17 protein-coding genes are annotated in these 21,837 nt (G+C 69.4%); 9 read left to right on the top strand and 8 right to left on the bottom strand.

The genetic code is table 11. From position 1 onward, the window contains the following. The first annotated feature begins 123 nt into the window (after positions 1-123). Complete coding sequence (locus ACQP1O_RS28165; RefSeq protein WP_433561458.1) at positions 124-1,848, top strand: N-acyl-D-amino-acid deacylase family protein; 1,725 nt, start codon at positions 124-126, stop codon at positions 1,846-1,848. 15 nt (positions 1,849-1,863) lie between these two features. Here the strand turns inward: ACQP1O_RS28165 and ACQP1O_RS28170 are convergent, their stop codons facing one another. Beyond that, the gene (locus tag ACQP1O_RS28170; RefSeq protein WP_433561459.1) at positions 1,864-2,892 is read right to left on the bottom strand and encodes an AraC family transcriptional regulator; all 1,029 of its coding nucleotides are present in this window, start codon (positions 2,890-2,892) and stop codon (positions 1,864-1,866) included. A gap of 224 nt (positions 2,893-3,116) precedes the next feature. Between ACQP1O_RS28170 and ACQP1O_RS28175 the strand changes: the two genes are divergently transcribed. Together ACQP1O_RS28175 and ACQP1O_RS28180 are read left to right on the top strand one after the other, a co-directional pair. Beyond that, positions 3,117-3,320 carry a hypothetical protein gene (locus ACQP1O_RS28175; RefSeq protein ID WP_433561460.1) on the top strand — a complete coding sequence of 68 codons (204 nt, stop codon included), beginning with the start codon at positions 3,117-3,119 and terminating at the stop codon, positions 3,318-3,320. Positions 3,321-3,330: 10 nt separating this feature from the next. Further along, positions 3,331-4,146: an SDR family oxidoreductase gene (locus tag ACQP1O_RS28180; protein ID WP_433561461.1), complete on the top strand. Its 816-nt coding sequence runs from the start codon at positions 3,331-3,333 to the stop codon at positions 4,144-4,146. Positions 4,147-4,277: 131 nt separating this feature from the next. Here the strand turns inward: ACQP1O_RS28180 and ACQP1O_RS28185 are convergent, their stop codons facing one another. From ACQP1O_RS28185 to ACQP1O_RS28205, 5 genes are all read right to left on the bottom strand, one after another. Beyond that, positions 4,278-5,447 (bottom strand): acyl-CoA dehydrogenase family protein, encoded by a 1,170-nt coding sequence (locus ACQP1O_RS28185; protein ID WP_433561462.1) that lies wholly within the window; start codon positions 5,445-5,447, stop codon positions 4,278-4,280. 78 nt (positions 5,448-5,525) lie between these two features. Then, the gene (tuf, locus tag ACQP1O_RS28190; protein ID WP_433561463.1) at positions 5,526-6,701 is read right to left on the bottom strand and encodes an elongation factor Tu; all 1,176 of its coding nucleotides are present in this window, start codon (positions 6,699-6,701) and stop codon (positions 5,526-5,528) included. A 93-nt stretch (positions 6,702-6,794) separates the two neighbouring features. Further along, the gene (locus tag ACQP1O_RS28195) at positions 6,795-6,944 is read right to left on the bottom strand and encodes a hypothetical protein (protein WP_433561464.1); all 150 of its coding nucleotides are present in this window, start codon (positions 6,942-6,944) and stop codon (positions 6,795-6,797) included. A gap of 15 nt (positions 6,945-6,959) precedes the next feature. Then, the gene (locus ACQP1O_RS28200; protein WP_433561465.1) at positions 6,960-9,455 is read right to left on the bottom strand and encodes an MFS transporter; all 2,496 of its coding nucleotides are present in this window, start codon (positions 9,453-9,455) and stop codon (positions 6,960-6,962) included. Between the two features lie 71 nt (positions 9,456-9,526). Beyond that, entirely contained in the window at positions 9,527-10,300 is a 774-nt protein-coding gene (locus ACQP1O_RS28205) for an RsiV family protein (RefSeq protein WP_433561466.1), read from the bottom strand. Positions 10,301-10,531: 231 nt separating this feature from the next. On the opposite strand from ACQP1O_RS28205, the gene ACQP1O_RS28210 reads away from it, so the two are divergent. Beyond that, on the top strand, positions 10,532-13,429 hold the full coding sequence (locus ACQP1O_RS28210) for an AfsR/SARP family transcriptional regulator (protein ID WP_433561467.1): 2,898 nt from the start codon (positions 10,532-10,534) through the stop codon (positions 13,427-13,429). Between the two features lie 197 nt (positions 13,430-13,626). On the opposite strand, the gene ACQP1O_RS28215 is transcribed toward ACQP1O_RS28210, so the two are convergent. Together ACQP1O_RS28215 and ACQP1O_RS28220 are read right to left on the bottom strand one after the other, a co-directional pair. Further along, complete coding sequence (locus ACQP1O_RS28215) at positions 13,627-14,706, bottom strand: acyl-CoA dehydrogenase family protein (protein WP_433561468.1); 1,080 nt, start codon at positions 14,704-14,706, stop codon at positions 13,627-13,629. Positions 14,707-14,722: 16 nt separating this feature from the next. Further along, positions 14,723-15,907: an acyl-CoA dehydrogenase family protein gene (locus tag ACQP1O_RS28220; RefSeq protein WP_433561469.1), complete on the bottom strand. Its 1,185-nt coding sequence runs from the start codon at positions 15,905-15,907 to the stop codon at positions 14,723-14,725. Positions 15,908-16,006: 99 nt separating this feature from the next. On the opposite strand from ACQP1O_RS28220, the gene ACQP1O_RS28225 reads away from it, so the two are divergent. The 5 genes from ACQP1O_RS28225 to ACQP1O_RS28245 all read left to right on the top strand — a co-directional run bounded on the left by ACQP1O_RS28225 (position 16,007) and on the right by ACQP1O_RS28245 (position 21,761). Beyond that, positions 16,007-16,711 carry a hypothetical protein gene (locus ACQP1O_RS28225; RefSeq protein WP_433561470.1) on the top strand — a complete coding sequence of 235 codons (705 nt, stop codon included), beginning with the start codon at positions 16,007-16,009 and terminating at the stop codon, positions 16,709-16,711. A gap of 133 nt (positions 16,712-16,844) precedes the next feature. Further along, complete coding sequence (locus tag ACQP1O_RS28230; protein WP_433561471.1) at positions 16,845-17,843, top strand: LLM class flavin-dependent oxidoreductase; 999 nt, start codon at positions 16,845-16,847, stop codon at positions 17,841-17,843. A gap of 73 nt (positions 17,844-17,916) precedes the next feature. Continuing rightward, the gene (locus ACQP1O_RS28235) at positions 17,917-19,188 is read left to right on the top strand and encodes a condensation domain-containing protein (RefSeq protein ID WP_433561472.1); all 1,272 of its coding nucleotides are present in this window, start codon (positions 17,917-17,919) and stop codon (positions 19,186-19,188) included. Further along, a complete protein-coding gene (locus tag ACQP1O_RS28240; RefSeq protein WP_433561473.1) occupies positions 19,185-20,435 on the top strand; it encodes a glycosyltransferase in 1,251 nt (416 codons plus the stop codon). The genes ACQP1O_RS28235 and ACQP1O_RS28240 overlap by 4 nt, the downstream gene beginning before the upstream one ends. A gap of 162 nt (positions 20,436-20,597) precedes the next feature. Next, entirely contained in the window at positions 20,598-21,761 is a 1,164-nt protein-coding gene (locus tag ACQP1O_RS28245) for an MlaD family protein (protein WP_433567820.1), read from the top strand. Positions 21,762-21,837 lie beyond the last annotated feature (76 nt).

The following is a 21,837-nucleotide window of genomic DNA, read 5'->3' on the forward strand; positions in this document are numbered from 1 at the left end:
GCCCGGTATCGCTCGGGCCGCAACGATGATTTTCCCGCCGCACCGACCCGATGACCAACCGCACATTTCGGTTATAGCCTGTATAAAACCCTCCATGGCGAGTTGATGAACAGGGTGATGGCGATGGCTCGGTGCGACTTGGTGATACGCGGTGGCACGGTATTCGACGGCACCGGGAAGTCGCCGGTACGCGCGGATATCGGGGTGACGGACGGCAAGGTCACGGTCATCGGCGGCGAGATTCCGGACGGAGAGCGCACGGTCGACGCCACCGGCAGATGGGTGATGCCGGGCATCCTCGATGTGCACACCCACTACGACGCCGAGGTGCTCGGAAATCCCGGGTTGGGGGAGTCGGTCCGGCACGGGGTCACCACTGTCGTGCTCGGGAACTGCTCGCTGTCCACCGTGTATTCGGAGGCCGAGGACTGCGCCGACCTGTTCGCGCGCGTCGAGGCCCTGCCGTGGGACGCGGTGCATTCGGCCGTCAAGGAGCACAAGGACTGGGACGGCCCGCAGTCCTACGCGAAGGCCATCGCCGACCGCCCCCTCGGCGCGAATGTCGCTGCGTTCCTGGGACATTCGGATATGCGCGTCGCGGTGATGGGCCTGGCCCGCGCGGTGGATGCCACGGCACGGCCGACGGAGGCCGAGCTGGCCCGCATGTGTGCCATGCTCGAGGACGCCCTCGACGCCGGTTTCCTGGGCCTGTCCACGATTCGCAGCTCGTTCTCCAAGCTGGAGGGCGTCCGATTCCCCACCCGCCGGCTGCCGTCCACGTATGCCACCTGGCGGGAGTACCACGCCCTCAATACGATCCTGCGCCGCCGCGGTCGCGTGCACCAGAGCACACCCAACCTCACCGCCCGCGCCGAGATCGCCCGTTACTTCGCCGAGAGCGCCGGCCGTTTCCGCAAGCCGCTCAAGACCTCCCTCATCGCGGGCATGGACGTCAAGGCCGACCGCACCGTCGCCCGTGCCGCCACCACCGCTGCCTGGATCGTGAACACCGTTGGCGGAGCACGCTTCCGGTGGCAGCACCTGCCGGTCCCGTTCGAGGTGTACGCCGACGGCGTGGATCTGGTGGTGTTCGAGGAGTTCGGCTCCGGGGTAGCCGCACTCAATATCCGCGATGTCATGAAGCGCGGCGAACTGCTGGCAGACGAATCCTATCGCCGCGATTTCCGCAAGGACCTGGCCAAGAAGTACGGCCCGCGCGTGTGGAACCGCGACCTGTACGACGCGGTGATCGTGTCCTGCCCCGAGCCGGAGGTCGTCGGCAAGTCCTTCGGCGCGGTAGCGGACGAACGCGGCATCCATCCGGCCGACGCCCTCCTGGACCTGGCGGTCACGCACGGCCCGAAGCTGCGGTGGCGCACCGTCATCGCCAATGACCGCGAGGAGGTCCTGGACCGGCTGCAGCGTTCGCCCATGATGCAGGTGGGTTTCGCCGATTCCGGTGCGCACCTGCGCAATATGGCCTTCTACAATTTCGGGCTGCGCCTGCTCGAACGCGCGCACCAGCGCGGATTCCTGCCGCTCGAGACCGCGATCCACCGGGTCACGGGCGAGTTGGCGGACTGGTACGGCCTGGACGCCGGTCACCTGCGAGTCGGCGGCCGCGCCGATATCGCCGTGATCGACCCCGCCGGTTTCGACGGCTCCAGCAGCGCCTACGCCGAGGCGCCGTTCCCCGGCGTTGCGGGCCTGCAGCGCATGGTCAACCGCAATGACCGTGCGGTGGCCGCCACCGTGGTCGGCGGCCACCTGGTCTACGAGTACGGCGAATTCGCGCCCGGTGTCGGCACCACGCTGCACGCGGGCACCTTCCTGACCGCGCAGCACTGACACCGAGCGTCGCGGCTACACCAGCGCCGGCATCCTGCCGCGCGCGCGATACTCCTGGGGCGGACAACCCTGCCACCGCCGGAAGGCCCGGATGAAGGAGGCGGCCTCGGCGTAGCCCAGCCGCCCCGCCACCTGTTCGGTGGTCATATCGGTGCGGTTGAGCAGTTCTTCCGACAGCGCCTGCCGGACCTCGTCGAGCAGCGTGCGGAAGGAGGTGCCCTCCTCGTGGAGCCGCCGCGACAGTGTGCGCGCACTGACGTACATCTCGGCCGCCACCGCCGACTGATCCGGAAGCACCCCCGGATTGCGGATCAGCAGATCCCGCACCGCGCCCGCGACGCCGGTACGAGCGTGGCGGCGGGCCAGCAGGTCCCGGCACATCTGCTCGCACCGACTGCGCGCCCACTCGTTGGCCTGCGGCAGCGCCACATCCAGATGGGCGGCGTCGAACGCGAGCTCGGTGCCGGCCGCGCCGAAGTCCGGCTCCACCCCGAAGACCGACCGATATCGCGCGGTATCGGCGGGCGCGCCGTGCCGGAAACTCAAGCGCCGCACCGGAACTCCCATGGAGAACAATTCCCGGGCGATCACCTGAACACCGGCCATGACCCGCTCGCCCAGAAAGGCGCGGACATCCTCGGGAAGCTCCCGATCATCGAACCGCAGCCGCCCTTCGCCGTCCGTCTCCTCGAAGCTCAACCGCCCGAGGGCGAAGGCCGGCTCGACGCAGTGCAGGGCAACCTGCAGGGCGTCCCGCAGCGTGCGGCTGGCCAGCAGCGCCAGCCCCCACGGTCCATGCAGCGAGACGCGATAGCGGAGCCCCGCCTCGACGCCCAGCCCCGGTTCGTCCCCGAATCGGGCGAGCAGATTGCGCACCACCGTAAGTTCCTGCCGCGCAGACAGTTCCGCGTAGCGATCGATCACCGCCTCGGGCGGCGCTCCCGTGCCGGCCAGGCACTCCCCCACCGGCATCCCCCGTTCCTCCGCGATCCGCGCCACGATGTGCACGCCGGAGGTGTTCCTGACTAGATCCCAGTCGAACATGTACGCGTCGTCCTCTTCGACTACTCCCGACCAAATGTCTGTTCCCCATCGGGTTGGCGAAACATATCAACGAGAGACCGTCCGGTGTGGCGCAACCGACAGATTCGAATGCGACACATGATGCGTTTCGGTCGACACGCGATTCGTCACGTAACAGCCGGTGCCCCCGTGCGATTCATCCACATCCGGTCCGGACGACGACCAGCAATCGAGGCCTGCCCACCATGAGCTCCACCGTCATCCTGCTAATTCCCGCACTGGCGGCACCCACCTTCGGCATCGGCATTTGGCTCGGCATCCGGTCGGTTACCGACGAATCGGCCGCGGAACGCCGCCAGGTCCGCTGCACCGAGGTCCTGCGTTCATGGCCCGGCATCCAGACCCAACGCCGACCCACCACCTGGCCGGACTCCCACCGAGCCCGATAACGTCTGCCGTATGAGCAGCAACACGACCCGTACCGTGGTTGTCACCGGCGCGTCCTCCGGCATCGGCAAGGCCACCGCCGCTGCCTTCGCGGGCCGCGGCCACAAGGTGATCGGTACCAGCCGAAACCCCGACTCCATCGCCGCCGCCGACCGCGTGGCCGGAGTCGAATATCGCGCACTGGACATCACCGACCTCGACTCGATCGACCGCTTCACCACCGCTCTCGGAGCGATCGACGTTCTGATCAACAACGCCGGAGAGAGCCAGGCCGGACCGCTCGCCGAACTGCCCCGGGAAGCGATCGAAAGGCTGTTCCAGCTCAACGTGTTCGGTGCGGTATCGCTGACACAGGCGGTGCTGCCCGGCATGCGCGAGCGAGGCTACGGGCGGGTCGTCATGGTCGGTTCCATGCTGGGGAGCTTCCCCATGCCCTACCGCTCCTCGTACGTGGCGACCAAGGCGGCACTGCGCGGGTTCGCGACCGCCGCTCGGTTCGAAGAGTCGCCGTACGGTGTCTGGATCACCACGGTGGAACCCGGCCAGATCGACACCGGCCTGAGCGAGCGACGGATGAAGTACATCGACGAAGGCTCTCCGCACGCCGCAGAATTCACCAAGTTCATGGCCAAGCTCGACAGCCAGATGAGCAAGGGGATCCCGCCCGAGAAAGTCGCGGAAACCATTGTGGCAGCCGTCGACTCGGACCGTCCGAAGCCGCTCTATGCGGTAGGAAGCAATGCCCCGCTGATGTTCGCGATCCGCCGCATCCTGCCTCGCACTGCGATGGAGCGGCTGATCGCTACCGCCCAAGGGCTCAAACGATAAGAGCCGAAACCCAAAGAGAGAGCACATCGAGCGCGTCACCCACCGCACCGACCGCGTCCACCGCGGTGATGTCTCTACCGCCCGGAGATCGTTCAAGAAATCCCAATTATTCCGTATCGCAATATAATTCGCTAACTCGCACCCCGAGACCGATCGGTCAAATGCAGGTCGCGGCCGATGATCTCGCGCATGATTTCGGAGGTGCCGCCATACACGCGAGTGATACGCGCATCAGCCGCCGCCCGCGCAATCGGATACTCGCGCATATACCCATACCCACCGAACAACTGCTGACACCGATCGATACACCGGAATTCCATCTCCGAAGCCCACAGTTTGGCCTTGGCCGCATCGGCCGGCGCGAGCCGACCGGCGTTCAGCTCGAGAACGCATTTGTCGATGAACGCCTCGGCGACCGAGACCTCGGTGGCGACATCGGCGAGGGTGAACTTGGTGTTCTGAAAGCCCCCGATCGGCTGCCCGAAAGCCTCACGGCCGCCGACATATTCGATGGTGGTGCGCAGCGCGACCCGCGCCCGCGCGAGGCAGGCCACCGAGATCTGCATGCGCTCCTGAGCCAGGTTGCGCATCAGGTATTCGAAGCCGCGCCCCACCTCACCCAGCACATTCTCTTTGGGCACGCGAACGTCGGTGAAGCTCAACTCGGCCGTATCCTGCGAGTGCAGGCCGAGTTTGTCGAGGTTGCGGCCCCGTTCGAAGCCCGGCATCCCGCGTTCCAGCACCATCAGGGTCACCCCCCTGTGCCGCTCGGCGGAGGTCCGCACCGCCGTGATCACCAGATCGGCATTGATCCCATTGGTAATGAACGTCTTCGCGCCGTTCACCACGAAGTGATCGCCCATATCCACCGCTGCCGTACGGATTCCGGCGACATCCGACCCCGCGCCCGGCTCGGTCATGCCGATGGCCGAGATCAGCGTCCCTGCCACGAATCCCGGCAGCCACCGCTGCCGCTGTTCCTCGGTGGTCAGTTCCACGAGATAGGGCGTGCAGATGTCATTGTGCAGAGCGAAATTCAGCCCTACTCCAGCGCCGTCACCTTCCATGAATTCCTCGATGAGGATCTGATTGAAGCGGAAGTCCGCCACTCCCAGCCCGCCGTAGGTCTGCGGTACCGCGAATCCGAGCAGTCCCAGCTCTCCCGCCCGCGCGAACACCGAGCGCGGCACGATCCCCGCCTCTTCCCACTCCAGATAGTGCGGCGCGACCTCCTTGCGCACGAAACCCCGTGCCAGTTCGGCGAATGCCCGATGGTCGTCCCCATAGTGCCCACGTTCCATGGACCCCATCGTCGAGGACGATGCGCACGCCGGATGAGAGAATCCCGGCCACACTCGGTGGCCGGGATTCGTTCGCCGCTAGCCGTCGACGGTGAGGACCGTGCCCGCGGCGACCGTCAGGTTGCCCTCACGGACCGCGAAGCCGAGCCCGGGCTCCAGCGGGATGGCGCGGTCGAGCGTGACCGCCACCTCGACGGTCTCGCCCGGCATCGCGCGGCCCTCCGGCACCGCCACCTGACCGGAGACGTCACCGGTGCGGACGAAGAACTGCGGTCGGTATCCGGTGACGATCGGCGTGCGCCGACCGCCCTGGGACGCCGTCAGCAGCCGCACCCGCGCGGTGAACCCGGTGTGCACCGCGATACTGCCGACCGCCGCGACCACCTGGCCGCGCGCCACCTGACCGCGTTGCACGCCGCGCAGCAGCAGCGCCACATTGTCGCCCGCCTCGGCCGATTCCATGGTCCGGCCGAAGGTTTCGAGGCTGGTGACCACCGACTCGACCGCTCCGCCGAAGCCGAGCACCGCGACGCGGTCGCCCACCTGAACGCGCCCGCGCTCCACCGCACCGGTCACGACGGTTCCGCGACCGGTGATGGTGAGGACGTTCTCGACCGGCATGAGGAACGGCGCGTCGGTGTAGCGCACCGGCATCGGCACGTAGTCGTCGACGGCGTCGAGCAGGCGCAGCAGCTGCACCGACCAGTGCTCGTCACCCTGCAGCGCCCGCAGCCCCGACACCGGCACCACGGGAGCGCCGTCGCCATCATAACCGTTGGCGGACAACAGCTCTCGAACCTCGAGCTCGATCAGCTCCAGCAACTCGCCGTCGGCGATGTCGGCCTTGTTGAGCGCGACCACGATGTGCTCGACACCCACCTGGCGGGCCAGCAGCACGTGTTCGGCGGTCTGCGGCATGACGCCGTCGTCCGCCGACACCACCAGGATGGCCCCGTCCAGCTGGGCCGCGCCGGTGATCATGTTCTTCACGAAGTCGGCGTGCCCCGGCATGTCGACGTGCGCGTAATGCCGTGTGGCCGTCTCGTATTCGACGTGCGCGATATTGATGGTGATGCCGCGCTCGATCTCCTCCGGCGCTCGGTCGATGCGGTCGAAGGGTACGAAGGCGGTGCCGCCGCGCTCGGCCAGCACCTTGGTGATGGCGGCGGTCAGCGTGGTCTTGCCGTGGTCGACATGCCCCATGGTGCCGATGTTGAGGTGCGGCTTGGTGCGGACATAGGCCTGCTTGGCCATGATTGGTTCTCCAACCGGGAGTCAAGGTTTCGAGGGGACCTCAGCAGCGAGCCGACCTTCCCCGTCTGAGGTCCCGGGACGTCCCGGAGAAGGTCAGCGTCGTGCGCCGTCGAATGCGAAGACCACCAGGGCAGCAGCCATCGCGCCCGCGACTGCGGGGAATGCGACGATGGGCTGCGCGAACATGCCGACGATCGTGCCGGGCGGATCGGCTCGGGCGCAATCGATTTTCCCGATCACCACCCGGCACACCGTCACTCAGGGATCCGACGCCCCGGTGAGCGGAGCCGGCTCGGTACGGCCGGGCCGGAGGGTCGCGGCGAGTTCCGCCGCGACAAGCAGCCAGACGACGATCGCCACCACGAGCAGCACACGGCCGAGGGTCCGCGCCCAGGACAGCGACAGTCCGGCTCCGGTCGAGAGCGCCGCGACCGATGTCATACCGAGCGGGAACACCGTCGCCCACCGCCGCACGTTGTATCCGGGGCGGAAGCGAATCACCTCGGCCCCAACCAGAATCGCGTAGAAGCCGAGGTTCACCACGAGCAGCGCCAGGGTCACTGCCCGGAGCACCGCATGCGGGGTTCCCGTCCACTGCTGCCAGGCGGTGAGTTTCGAGGCGGCCAGGGCCGAGATCGCGACGGCACCGGTCATGACCCACTGGTCCCCTGCGCCCCGCCAGATCTCCGCGATGTCGAAATGCGCGAATGCCACCGGATACAACAGCAATCCGAGCACGAAGCACACCAGGGCCGCGGTGGCGAGCCAGTCGCCGGCGCCGTCCTGCGCCAGGGTGGCCGCCAGCACCGACAGGCCCTGAGTCGACACGCAGACCAGGAACACCGCGCCGGGCATCCGCCGGTTCCAGTGCCGGATCACCGTGACCAGCAGCACCGGCCACACCACCGTCGCGACCACGAGCAGGGCGATGGCCACCACCTGCCAGCCGAGCAGGCACAGCCGGGTCCCCAGGACGGTCGTCGCGGCCACCGCGGTCAGGGCGGCCGGGGTATCGCCCTCGGATGCCCAGCGGTCGTGATCCCGGAGCTGCCGGGAGGCGAAATCGGCGGCCAGCACCAGCCAGATGATGCCCGCGAGTGTCAGCAACAGCCGCGAGACCGTCTCGTATCCCGTGAGATGCGTTCCGACGGAAAGGATTCCGGTCGCCATGACGAAAGCCCCCAGGGCCGGAGGCAGTTCGCGCCACCAGCGCACGGAGTCGGCGTCGTGCCCGGTGAGCGCGGTGAACGCCCCGGCGGTCAGGATCGCCAGCGCCGAAACCACCAGCGCCACATCGAGTCCGTGCCGGAAGGCCACGGTCGCCGTCTGCAGGACCTCGTGGACGTGCGGTGCGTATTTGATGGCCGTGGCCAGGTCGAGGCCCGGTGGGATGCGGCCGCGTTCGACCGCGTCGATGGCGATGGGTTGCAGGTCGGCGGGCAGGCCCAGCTCGGTGAGGCGGGTCCGCAGGTCGGCGGTGAGGAAACCGTTGACCAGCGAGCCGAGGACCGCGACGCCCACGGCCGCCCCGACCTGGCGCATGGTGTTGGTGGCCGCGGCCGCCATGCCCGAATGCTCGGCGGGTACACCGGTCAGCACCGCCGCGGTGAGCGGCACCACGGCGACGCCGAACCCGAGACCGGCGACGGCCAGGGTGGCGGCCAGCGGCGCGAACTCCACCGTGCCGTCCAGTGCGTGCCGGGTCAGCAGAATGCCCGCCGCACCCACGACACAGCCGGCGATCATCGGCGTGCGGGCGCCGGTACGAGCGACCCAGAATCCGGCGGCCACCGCTCCGAGCATGATCGCCACGGCCATCGGCGCGAACACCGCGGCGGTCCGGCCGGCCGAGTAGTGGATCATCACCTGCAGATACAGCGCGGTGAAGAAGAAGATCGAGAAGACCCCGAAGTAGACCGCGAAGGCGACGAAGAGTGCGCTGCGTACCGGCGGAAGCCGCAGATAGCGAAAGTCGAAGACGGGGTTGCGAACCCGGTTCTCGACGGCGACGAACGCGAGGAACGCGAGCCCACCCAGCACGAACAGCGCGACCACCGAGGGCGCGCCGTATCCGCGGTTCTCCCCGCTGATCGCGGCATAGATCATCGCACCGAGGAAGATGGCGCCGAGCAGCGAGCCGAGCCAATCCAGCTGCCCCGGTTGCGGATCCGCGCTCTCGGGCACATACCGCAGCGCGGCGGCCAGCACCACCACGCCGAGGATCAGGTTGAACCAGAAGATCGATCGCCAGCCGTAGGCCCCGACCAGTACGCCGCCGAGCACCGGCCCGGCGGCCAGGGCGAGACCGGACACCGCCGCCCACACCCCGAGCGCCTTGGCGCGGGCGCGGGGATCGGGGAAGACCTGCCGCAGCACCGACAGGGTGCCCGGCTCGGACGCGGCCGCGCCCAGTCCCATGACCGCACGCCCGGCGATGAGCATCGGCACGCTCGCCGCCAGCGCCGAAATCACCGATCCCGCACAGAAGATCGCCAACCCGGCGACCATGACGCGTTTGCGGCCCCACCGGTCGCCCAGGGATCCGGCCGCCAGCATGAGGCTCGCGAAGACCAGGGTGTACGCATTGACCACCCACTGCAGCAGCATGACATCGGTGCTGAGCTCCGACCGGATGTCGGCCAGCGCGACGGAGACCACGGTGGTGTCGAGGAAGGTCACGAACAGGACCGCGGTGACGGTGGCCAGCGCGATTCCGGGCCGCGCCGCGCCGCGCGACGTGTCACCGATTGCCACGTTCACAGGTTACGTGGCAGGCAGGACCGGCCGTCCGGTTTCGATCGGCGTGGCGGACGGCCGGACCAGCGCTAGCTCGACAGCACCGCGAGCATGCCCGGCTTCAGCACGCCGTTCAGGTCCGACCACGGGACGGTGACGTCGACGACGCCGGCCGCCTCGGGCCCGATGTGCCCCTGCGGGAAGTACACGTGCAGGCCCTCCTGGGTGGCGGTCCAGACCTGGAAGGTGGCGGCAACGGCCTGGACGTCGTCGAACCGGACGACATCGGCGACCCGGGTGCGCGTCAGCTGCGTCTTCGTCTGCGCCGCAAGCACATTCAACCCCTGCTGCTGGTCGGTGAAGAGGCTCGCGAGCGTGATCTCCTGCGCGGTATCGATATTCGTGACATGCGAGAACAGCCGGTCCTCCGGGTGCGCGCCGTGGAAGTCGACGCGCAGGTACAGCATCCCGCTGAGCACGTGCGTCCCGATGCGCTCGACCTTGCTCGACTTGTTCGGGTCGGTGATCACCGCGGGGTCCTGCTGCTTGTCGACGTAGGTCCACAGCCCCTGCACCATGGCGTCGTTGAATTCCCGTCCGGCGGACCAGTTCACGCCCGTGCCCTCGACCCGTACCTGCGGCACGTCGATGTCGAAGCCGACATCTCCCTTGCCGCTGCTGGTCAGGTGCTCGGTGGTGGCGACGAAGCGCCCGTGCCCGCGCTGCTGGTCGGCAGCGGGTTCCACGGTCGAGGCCGGCGTGCCGACGCCGCCCGGACCGGTGGATGCGTGCTGCGCCTCGCAGCCGGCCAGCCCCAGGGCCAGGGCGCACACGGCGATGACGGTGGCGGACTTCAGCCGCATGGGGTGCCTCCAGACGATCGGGGGCGTCAGTCTCGGTGCGGCGCCCGTGATCAGAGTCGGACTCGCCGCTTGGAACCGGCCAATGACCCACCAACGGCCGATGCGACGCGCAGGATGGGTGACGGTCCGGACCACGGATCCATTCCCCGAGGGAAGGCGTGAATCGGTGCAGGATAGTCGGCGAATCGTCGCTGTCTCGACCCCTCTAGACTCCCGAACGGGGAGGTCGGTTTGCTGAGATTTGCCGTATTGGGCGAGGTCCGCGCATGGCGCGGGGACACGCCCCTGGATCTGGGTCCGCCACAGCGGCGCGCCGTGCTGGCGGCGCTGCTGCTGCGCGAGGGCAAGGCGGTCACCGCAGCCGAGCTCGTCGAGGGGATCTGGGGCGAGGACCCGGTGCTGCGCGCCGTGCCCGCGCTGCGCACCCACGTGGCCAAACTCCGGCGCGAACTGGAACCCGACCGCGTCAACCGCGGACCCTCCACCCTGCTCATCTCCATCGGCGACGGCTACGCCCTGCGACTCCCATCCGGGCGCACCGATATTCACGACGCCGAGGACGAGGTCGCCGCGGCCGAGCGGCTGCGCTACGAGGATCCGGGCAGCGCCCGCGACACCCTGGAGTCGGCGCTGGCCCGCTGGCAGGGCGCCGCGCTGGGCGGACTGCCGGGGCCCTATGCCGAGCGGCAGCGGGCCCGGCTCGAACAGTGGCGGCTCTCCATCCTCGAGGACCGCCTGGCCCTCGATATCGAAACCGGCCGCAGCGCCGAGGCGGTCGCCGAACTCGGGCCGCTCATCGAGGAGCATCCGCTGCGGGAGCGCTTCCGCGCATTGCTCATGACCGGGCTGTACCACTCCGGCCGCCAGGCCGAGGCGCTCGAGGAATACGGGCGCGCCCGCCGCGCGCTGGTCGACGGCGTCGGCGTGGAGCCCGGACCGGAACTCAGCGACGTGCACGCGCGGATCCTGCGCGCCGAGCTACCGCCCGTGCTGCGGCCCGCCCGCGCGGTGGTCGCCCCGGCCCAATTACCGCCCGACATCGCCGATTTCACCGGCCGGTCCCGGGTCGCGGAGGAGATCGCGGCCCAGCTCACCGGCGACGGACCGGCGGTGGCCATCTCGGCGGTCGGCGGCATGGGCGGGGTCGGCAAGACCACCCTCGCCCTGCACATCGCCCATCAGGTGCGCGACCGGTTCCCCGACGGGCAGCTGTATGTGAATCTGCGCGGCGTCGACCCCGAACCGATCCCGCCCGGGGACGCGCTGGGCGGATTCCTGCGCGGGCTCGGGGTGGCCGAGGGCGATATCCCACCCGCCGTGGACGATCGGGCCGCACACCTGCGAACGCTGTTGAGCGACAAGCGGATTCTGGTGGTACTCGACAATGCCCGCGACAGCGCCCAGGTGGCGCAGCTGCTGCCCGGCACGCCGGGTACCGCGGTGCTGATCACCAGCCGCTCCGCGCTCACCGAACTGCCCGCCGTGCGGCGCACCCGCCTCGACGTGCTGGAGCGCGAGGAGGCCATGACGCTGCTGACCCGCATCCTGGGCGCCGAACGCGTTGCGGCCGAACGGGATGCGGCCTACGCGGTGATCGAGCAGTGCGCCTGCCTGCCGCTGGCGGTGCGCATCGTCGGCGCGCGGCTGGCGGTGCGGCCGCAGTGGACCATCGCCTCACTGGCCGAGCGACTGGCCGACGAGAGCCAGCGCCTCGAGGTGCTGCAGACCGGCGACCTCACCCTGGAGGCGGCCTTCCGCCTCGGCTACGGACAGCTGAACACCGAGCAGGCCAGGGCGTTTCGCATGCTGGCCCGCGCCGATGTGCCGGACTTCCCGGTCGACGGGGCCGCGGCGCTGCTGGGCATGCCGGTCGCGCGGGCCGAGATGGTGTGCGAATCGCTGGTGGATCTGAGCCTGCTCGAGACGCCCGCGCCCGGCCGCTACCGCTTCCACGACCTGCTGCGGCTGTTCGGGGCCCGGCTGGCCGGGACCGCCGCGAACCGCGATCTCGGCGAACGGGAATCGGAGATCGTGGTCCGGCTGCTGGACTACTACCTGGCCAGCACCAAGAACCTGCTCGGCGCACTGGATTACAGCAACACCACGCTGCTCCTGGTGCCCACCACGGTGCCGGGCCACACCTTCGCCGGCGGGGCGGAAGGCCAGTCCTGGAACGACGTCGAGCGGCCGGTGATCATCGCGTTGCACCGCCAGGCGGCCCGGCTCGGCGGGCGGGCGGTGGCGCTGGCGGCCGATCTCGCCTGGGTGATGTCGGAGCTGATGGACACCGGCAGCCGGGCCCGCGAGCTCGCCGACGGCCTGAAGGCCCTGCTGGACACCGCGATCCGCGACGGCGACCACGCCAGCGCGCGGCGGCTGCGGGTGGCGCTGGGCGCCATGATGCAGATCGGGCTGGGCGAGGTGGAGGCGAGTCTGGAATTCCTGCAACCGATTTCGCAGCCCGCCGACGATGCCGAACGGCGGTTGCAGGTGCTGGCCGAGATCCTGCTCGGGGTGGCGGATCGGCGCACCGGCAATACCAAGGACTCGCATCGGCACTACGCCAATGCCATCGCCTGGACCCGCGCGCTCGACGATCGGTCGCTGGAGGCGTGGATCCTGGCCCTGGCCACCCGCACGCTGTGCGAGTCCGGCCAGTACGCGGAGGCGGTGGCGGTGGCCGAGCGGGCCATCGCGCTGGCCCAGGAGTCGTCGAACGCGGTCGCGCTGGGCTGGGCCACCCACGAATTGGCCGCCACCCGTTCGATGCTCGGCGAGCACGCGCTCGCACTGGAACTGGCCGAGGACGCGGTGCGCATGACCCATCGCAATGGCGTGCGCCTGTGGGAGGGCTGGGCGCGCACCCGGCTGGCCCAGATCCACCTGCGGGCCGGGAAAGACGCCGCCGCGGAATGCGAGGCCACCCAGGCCCTGCGGCTGCTGAGCAAGGCGGCCGATCCCCTCGACCGGGCGCGGGCGCTGTCCCTGCGCGCCACCGCCCGCACGGCCCGCGGCGATCACGAGGCCGCCGCCCGCGAGCACGCCGACGCGGCCGAGATCTTCCGCCGCGCCGGGCTGCCCGCACCGACACTGGCGACGCTGTTCGCACCGGGACCGGCCACCAGATAGAGAACGTTTATTCGCTTTTTATCGGCCCGTGGGAGCGTGCAGACACGCGGGTTCCCCGGGTCTGCAACACCCGGGGTACTCGCGCGCGATGAGGTCATGTCCGCGTGCGCACGAGGGGTGCGCATCCGGCTCATGCGGATCGGATAGCCGCCGCCGGCACCGGCCGGCGGCGCCTCCGGTCCATTTCCCGGAATCGCTCAGGACAGATCCGCGTCCAGGCGCGCACCCAGTGTGCGCAGGTGCGCGGTGGCCCCGCCCGCCTCGAACTCGGCGCGTTTGGCCGCGGTGAAATAGCGTTGCATCGGATAGTCCAGGTAGATCCCGGTGCTGGCGTGGATGTGGACGGCGGTGTGGGCGACGCGGTGACCGGCCTCGGCCGCCCAGAATTTCGCCACGTCGACCTCGGATTCCGCTGGGAGCCCGTGGGATTCGCGCCAGGCGGCCTGCCAGAGGGTCAGGCGGACGGCTTCGACGTCGATATGGGCGTCGGCCAGGCGCTGGCGCACGGCCTGGAACGAGCCGATGGGTTTGTCGAATTGCTTTCTGGTGCGGGCATATTCGCAGGTCATCTCCAGGGCGCGTTCGAGGACGCCGAGTTGCAGCGCGCAGGCGGCCACCACCGCGCGCCGCCGGGCCCAGGCGGCGGCCTCGGGCGCGGAGATCACATCCTGATCCGGGACCTGCACATCACGCAGTTCCAGCACCGCCGCGTCCGTTCCGTTCACCACGTGCTGCCCGCTCACCATGACGCCGTCGGCGCCCCGATCCAGCAGGAGCAGCATCGAATTCGCGCCGCACCGGGCTTCGACGAGGTATCCGTCCGCGAAGGCCGCGTCCGCGACGACCGACTGCGAACCCCGGATGCGCCAGCCGTTCCCGTCGCGCTCGGCCTCGAACGCGACGAAGTCACGCGCGAGCGCCGGCGCCGAGGTGGTCTCGCCGCGCAGCAGCGGCCGCACCCAGCGCTGCACCTGCGCGTCGTCACCGAACTCGGCCAGTGTCGCCGCGACGACCGCGATACTCGTGGAATACGGTGCGGGAGCGACGGTCCGGCCGATCTCGGTCAGTACGCCGCACTGTTCCAGTAGTCCGTAGCCGCCGCCGTTCACGCGCTCGGGCAGCGCCGCGTCCAGCAGGCCGGCGCCCGCCATGGCCCGCCACAGGTCCGGATCGAACCCGGTGTCGCCGGGCCGCGGATGGCGGCCGGCCCAGTCGGCGAGCAGCTCGCGAGCCAGTCCCGACAGTTCCCGCTGTGCGTCGGTGTATTCGAAATCCATGGTGCTACTCCTCTTCTCAGCGGGTGACGGGCAGGCCGAGGGCGGTCTTGGCGATGATGTCGCGCTGCACCTCGTTGACGCCGCCGCCGAAGGTGAGGATGAGCGCGGACCGGTGGCAGCGTTCGATGCGGCCGCGCAGCAGCGCGCCGGGGGAATCGGCGCGGATCACCGCCTCGGCGCCGAGCACCTCCATGAGCAGCCGATATGCCTCGATGGCGAACTCGGTCCCGAAGACCTTGGTGGAGGAGGCGTCCGCCGGGCCGAGCGCACCGCGATCGGCCGCCCACGCGGTCCGCCAGTTGCGCAGCTTCAGATATTCGGCGTGTGCGTGCACCCGGGCCAGGTGCAGCCGCACCCATTCGGCGTCCATGACGCGGGAGCCGTCGGGCAGGACGGTGGCGCGCGCCCACTCGGTCACCTGCCGCAGCGACTCCTGCAGGGGCGCGGCCGAAGCCAGCGCCACGCGTTCGTGATTGAGCTGATCGGTGATCAGCGCCCAGCCCCGGTTCTCCCCGCTCACCAGATTGGCGGCGGGCACCCGAACCTCCGAATAGTAGGTGGCACTGGTGCCGACTCCGGCCATGGTGTGCACCTTGGTCCACGAAAACCCTTGGGCCGCAGTGGGAACGATGAAGATCGACAGGCCGGCGTGCTTGCCGGCGCTCGGGTCGGTGCGCGCGGCCAGCCACACGTAGTCGGCGTATTCGATGAGGCTGGTCCACATCTTCTCGCCGGTGATGACGTACTCGTCCCCGTCGCGCACCGCGCGGGTGTGCAGCGCGGCGAGATCAGTCCCGGCGCCCGGCTCGGAATAGCCGATGGAGAAGTGCACGTCGCCGCGGGCGATCCTCGGCAGGAAGTACGCCCGCTGCTCCGCGGTGCCATAGCGCATGATGGTCGGCCCGACCGTGTTCACCGTGAGATAGGGCACCGGCACGCCCGCGGCGGCGGCCTCGTCCAGGAAGATCAGCTGGTCGAGCATCGGACGGCCCTGTCCGCCATGCTCTTCCGGCCAGCCCAGGGCCAGCCAGCCGTCGGCGCCCAGCCGGCGCACCACGTCCTTGTATACAGCCCCGTCGCCGTGCTCGCCCCCGGGACCCGAGCGCAGCGCCGCCCGCACCTCGGGGGTGACGAGGTCGGCGAAATACTCACGCAGCCGTTTGCGCAGCCGGTTCTGTTCGTCGCTGAAACTGATGTGCATAGGCTGAAAGGTAGGAAGCCGCGAGGCCGGATCCGCCCGGCTGGCAGGAAGCTGCCAGATCCAGCGGGAGCGACCGGTGCCCGTGTCACGATCGGGGAAGTGATGCAGCGACAGCAGACCGGCGCCCTGGCCGCCGGCATCGTCCGGTTCAGCCAGGAGGGGCACTGGGATCAGGACGTCCACCACCTGCTCCGCCATGCCCGGCGGGAGGCGGTGGTGGCGGTCTCCAATCCCACCCACTCCAGTGATCATCTGCGCCTCGGGCAGGTCGTCGTGGACGACCTGCTGGCCGCGGGCAAGCAGGTGCGGCTGCTCTACTCCCCCGACTATCTGGAACTGCGGGACCGCCGGCCCCTGCTGCGGCATTCCTCGCAGGGCGCGCAGATCCGGGTCACCGACAACGACTTTCACAATGTGCTGATCATCGACCGCACGGTGGCCGTGCTGTGGAGCGGCGCGGGAGCCGACCACCCCTACGCCTACCTGGTCCGCGAACCGGCCCTGCTGCGCGCCCTGCATCAGTTCGCCCTGCTGAGCTGGCAGTCCGGCCACGGCCTGGCCCGGCACCGCGACACCGCGGGCATCGAGCTCACCGCCACCGCCCGCGCGGTGCTCAATGCCCTCAACCTCGGGCTGATCGACGAGGCCGCCGCCCGCCGGCTGGGCATGTCGCTGCGCAGCTACCGCCGCCACATCGCCGACCTCATGATCCGCCTCGAGGTGCGCAGCCGCTTCCAGATCGGTGTCCGCGCAGCGCAACTCGGTCTCCTCGACGACACCCCGCACCCTGTCGCATCCCCATGACGCTCCCGGTACCCCTGCCGGTGGCACCGGTGGACGGCGAGCCTCTCGCGGTGGTTCCGAGCTCGCGCCGAGTACCTGGCTGGGGCGGCGAAGAGTGTTGCAGGACAGCGGTTTCGGCGTCGATATTGGCTGAATGAACGTGGTGGCCGCGCTCCGGCTCAATATGACCAATGTCAACGACCCGGCGGCCGGGCATCGCGAGCGGTACCGGGCCGCGCTCGAGATGGCGGAGTATGCCGATCGGGTCGGGTTCACGGTCGTCAATTGCGAAGAGCACCACGGTTCGGGGACCGGATGGCTGCCCGCGCCGCTGCTGCTGGCCGCCGCGGTGGCGGCCCGGACCGAGCGGATGCGGATCAGCATCGGCGCGCTGCTGGTGCCGCTGTATGAGCCGGTGCGGCTGGCCGAGGACCTGGCGGTGCTCGACAATCTGAGCGGCGGGCGGCTGACCGTGGTCGCCGGAATCGGTTACCGGCCAGAGGAATACGCCGCGCTCGGCCGGGATTTCGCCCGGCGGGGCAAGCTCATGGACGAGGCCCTGGAGATCATGGTCGCGGCCTGGCGGGACGAACCCATCCAGATCCACGGGCAACCGTTCGACGTCACGCCCAAACCCTGCAGCACACCCCATCCGCAACTGCTCATCGCCGGGATGAGCGCGGCCGCCGCGCGCCGGGCGGCGCGGTTCGGGCTGAAGCTGTCGCTGCCGATGGCCATGCCGGAGGTGGAAGAGCTCTACTACCGGGAGCTGGCGCGTTGCGGCACAGCGGGTTTCGTCCACAAGCCCGAACCCGGCAGCAAACTCACCCTGCTGCACCCCGATCCGGACGCGGCCTGGCACAGCTACGGCCCGCACATTCTGACCGAGATCCGCGAGTACGCGTCGTGGCGGCGGGACGGGGTGCCGCGCCCGCACGAGACGGTGCCGGATTCGGTGGATGCGCTGCGGGCGCACGGTTACCTGGAGATCGTCACCCCCGGCGAGCTGCGGGACCAGATCGCGAACGGCCGTACCGAAATCCTGATCAACCCCCTGATCGGCGGGCTGCCGATCGAGGAGGGCTGGGCCGCCCTGCGCCTGCTCGGCGACGAGGTGCTCTCACGCATCGAGCTCGCTCCAGCCGTCGGCTAGACCACCAGCGTCACCCGATCACCTCGGCCCACACCAATTTTCGATTACTAAGCACCCGATCGCTAGGACAAGCATGACCGATCTGCGCCCCGGCCGGCTCACGGCCGCCGCCAAGAAATTCCTGACCTGGGACCCGAACCCGGCCATCTTCGGCGTCACCATTCCCTGCCCGGTGCCGGTGGCGATGGGGCTGGAAGAGACTCAGCGGCTGGTCAATACCCTGATCGACACTCACGAGGCCCTGCGCAGTCGCTACAGCTACGGCGAGGGCGCGGCCTGCGAGATCGAACCCGAATCCGGTGGCGTCATCGACCCGGCCCGCGTCGACGTGCGGACCATCGATATCGAGAGCCTCGACCCCGGCGCGCTCATGGAGCTGATCGAGGCGGAGTCCGCCCAGGCCAACCTGCGCCTGGATCCGCCCGCCGGGAAGGTCGTCACCGCGGTACTGCTCACCCGCTCCTACGACGTGAACATTCTGCTGCTCACCGCCCACCACGTCGCCATCGACGGCGTCGCCATGTGGGTGCTCTGGGACGACATCGCCACCTACGTCCGGCAATGGGAAGCGGGAGAGGCGATCTCGCTGCCGCCCGAGACCACCACCGGGTCGGAGTGGGCGGAGTTCCTCGACGGCCACGCGCCCACCCGGGTGGGTGAGCGGGACTACTGGCTGGCGGCCTCCGACAGCGAACCCAATCAGCAGATCCGTTCGACCACACCGAAATCGGCGCACTTCGACGGTGTCATCGACGGCGCGCTCGCCCAGCGGCTGCTGGTGGAGCTGCCCGCCGCCTACGACGCCAGCTACACCAGGATCCTGCTCGTGGCACTGGGACTGGCCATCGAGGACGCCACCGGCGTGGCACGGCCCATCCAGGTGCAGAAGCACGGCCGCTACAGCCGCCTGCGGCCGGGCACCGACCTGTCGCGCACCGTCGCCTGGATCTCCGACGACTACCCCTGGCTGCTGCGGCCGGTATCGGGCAGCCTCGAAACGCGCCTGCGTGACGCCATCGCCACCTATCCGCCGCACCCGGAGGACTTCACGCTGCTGTGCTGGCATCACCCCGAAAGCTGGCCGCACTTCCTGACCTTCAACTTCCCCAAGTTCTACTTCAACTTCCTCGGCGATGTGGGCGTGTGGATTCCGGACGCGCAGTCGCGCGAACAGTCCCGGCTGACCATGTTCGATCTGAGCATGTTCCTCGGCACCAGCAAGCCCGAAGGCATTGAGCAGGTGCACTATTCGGTGCACTCGCCCGAGGGCGGGCTGGGCGCCGAGCGGATGCGGGCCATCGTCACCCGATGGCTGTCGATCCTCGAGACCGTGGAGGTGCGATGAGCAGGATCATCCTGGTCGGCATCGGCAGCCGCGGTGACATCGCCCCGCTGACGGGACTGGGCGTGGGCCTGCGCGACGCCGGACACGAGGTCGTGGTGGCCTCGCACTGGATGTTCGCCGAGCAGATCACCGGGTGCGGGCTCGAATTCCGGCAGATGCCGCTCGATATCGACATCGATATGACCGACACCGATATCGACCGCCTCGCGGCGGGCTGGAAGTTCTCCTCCCCCAGCGGCGTTCGCAGCATGGGACTCCGCATGATCGAGGCGCTGCTCGACGAACCCGCCGACGTGCTGCTGCTGCCGCCGCCCACCGAGTACGCGGGCCTGCCGCTGGCCGAGGCCAAGGGCATCCCCGCGATCGGCCTGCGATTCCAGCCGCTGTCCGCGACCGCCGCCCACGCCCCGGCGGCCCTGGGCGCCTACGACTTCGGCGCCCGCGGCAACCGGCTGGCCGGCGACTTCGGCGCCTGGTTCAACGACCGCTTCTACGCCGGCACCATCGCCGGGTTCCGCCGCGAACTCGGCCTGCCGCCGATCTCGGCCTTCGACCTGCGCCGCCGCCGGACCGCGGCCGAATGGCCCATCCTGAACGGCTTTTCGCCCAGTGTCGTGCCGCGCCCGGGCGACTGGCGGCCCGGCATCGAGGTGACCGGGTACTGGTGGCCGCCGCGCCCCGACGACTGGCAGCCGCCCGCCGACCTGGTCGACTTCCTCGACGCCGGACCGGCTCCGGTCTTCCTCGGCTTCGGCAGCATGGTCGACAGCGCCGCGGGCAGCGCCAGGATGTCCGCGATCATCGGCGCCGCGCTGCGGCGGGCGGGCATGCGCGGCATCGTGCAGACCGGCTGGCTGCAACTCGATGTCGGCGGCGACGACGTGCTGACCATCGGTGAGATGCCGCACGATTGGCTGTTCCCGCGCATGTCGGCGCTGGTCCACCACTGCGGCGCTGGAACCACGGCCGCGGGCCTGCGCGCGGGCGTGCCGGCCATCGGCGCGCCGGTGTACGCCGACCAGCCGTTCTGGGCGCAACGCCTGATCGATGTCGGCGTCAGCCCGGCCACCATCCCCTACTCGAAGCTGTCCGAGGACCGGCTCACCGACGCGCTCCAGCGGGCCACCACCGATACCGCCCTGCGCGACAATGCTACTCGGCTCGCCGCTCGGATCGCCGCGGAGGACGGCGTCGGCCTCGCCGTGAAGGCCATCGAGGCCCACCTGGCCGCACACGGGAAGAGCTGATCCACCACTCACCCTGCGCCCGTGGGCGGTCCGCCCCGCCCGGGCCCGCCCACGCCGGATTCCATCCCCCGACTGTGGTTAGATAGCGCGCAGTTTCGCCTGGCGTTTGCTATGCATCGATCCTATTAACGCTGATCAGCGGTGGAGGCGGGCCATTTGAGCGTGCTGCGCGGGCACAAGACACTGATCTCGAACCTGGCTCTGATCCTGCTACTCGCAGTCGGGGTGGCATATCTGGCGATCCATGTGGCGCGGGTGCGCGCACCGGGCAGCACCTACACCGTCACCGTTCAGCTGGATCGCTCCGGCGGTTTGCAGGCGGGTAACGACGTCACCTGGCGCGGGTACCGAGTGGGATCGGTCAAAGCGATCGAGATCCGCGACGGCGGCGCCGGGGTGTCGGCGGTCGCGGAAATCGACAAGCGGTACCGGATCCCGGCCGATACCCAGATCGCGGTCTCGGCGCTGTCGGCGGTGGGCGAGCAGTACATCGACTTCCGGCCCAACACCGACAATCCGCCCTATTTGCACGATGGGCAGGTGGTGCGGTTCAACCCCGGCAGGATCACCACGCCGACACCCGTCTCCCAGACGCTGACGAACACCAGCGAGCTCATCGCACAGATCGATCCGGACAAGCTGGCGGTGATCCTCGACAATCTGGACATCGCACTCAGCGGCGGACCCGATCAGCTGCGCGGACTCATCGACGCATTGAGCATCGCCACCACGGGTTTGGACAACCGGCTGCCGCAGACGGTCAGCCTCATCGAGAATCTGCGTGTCATCGCGGGCACCACCTCGCACGCGCAGCCCGATCTCGGCACGCTGACCCGCAATGCGTCGGTCGTGGTCGTCCAGGCCCGCGCCGCCGACGCCGAATTGCGGCAACTCCTCGACCGCGCACCCGGACAGCTGGGCGTCGCCGACGCGGTACTGGACCGGAACATGGATCCGATCCAGAGCCTGGCCGCCACCATGAACGCCATCGTGCGGGCCGCGCTGCTGCGGGTGCCCGCGCTGCGCGCCCTGTTCCCGGCGCTGGTGGTCGGCAGCTCCGCCATGGGCGTGCCCGCCCACGACGGCGAGTTCTACACGATCGTGGACATCTGGTCGCGGCCCTGGTGCAACTACCCGCCCCGGACGGTGCCCGTGTTCATCGCCACGTTGCCTGTCTTCGGTCGCTGGAACTACTGCGACAATCCGCCCGACGACCAGCAGATTCGCGGATCCGCCAATGCGCCGCGCCCGGATGTCGCCAACAATGGCGCGCACCGGCCGACCGGAGTCGACCCGAATCAGCGCACGCTGCCACCTGTTCGGTGAATTCGGGCGTGTCGGCGCGCCTGTCGCCGTTTATCCCGCGAATCTCGATTTCCACCAGTCAGAATGATCATCGGTA

The organism is Nocardia sp. CA-151230 (assembly GCF_050942175.1).
GTDB lineage: Bacteria > Actinomycetota > Actinomycetes > Mycobacteriales > Mycobacteriaceae > Nocardia.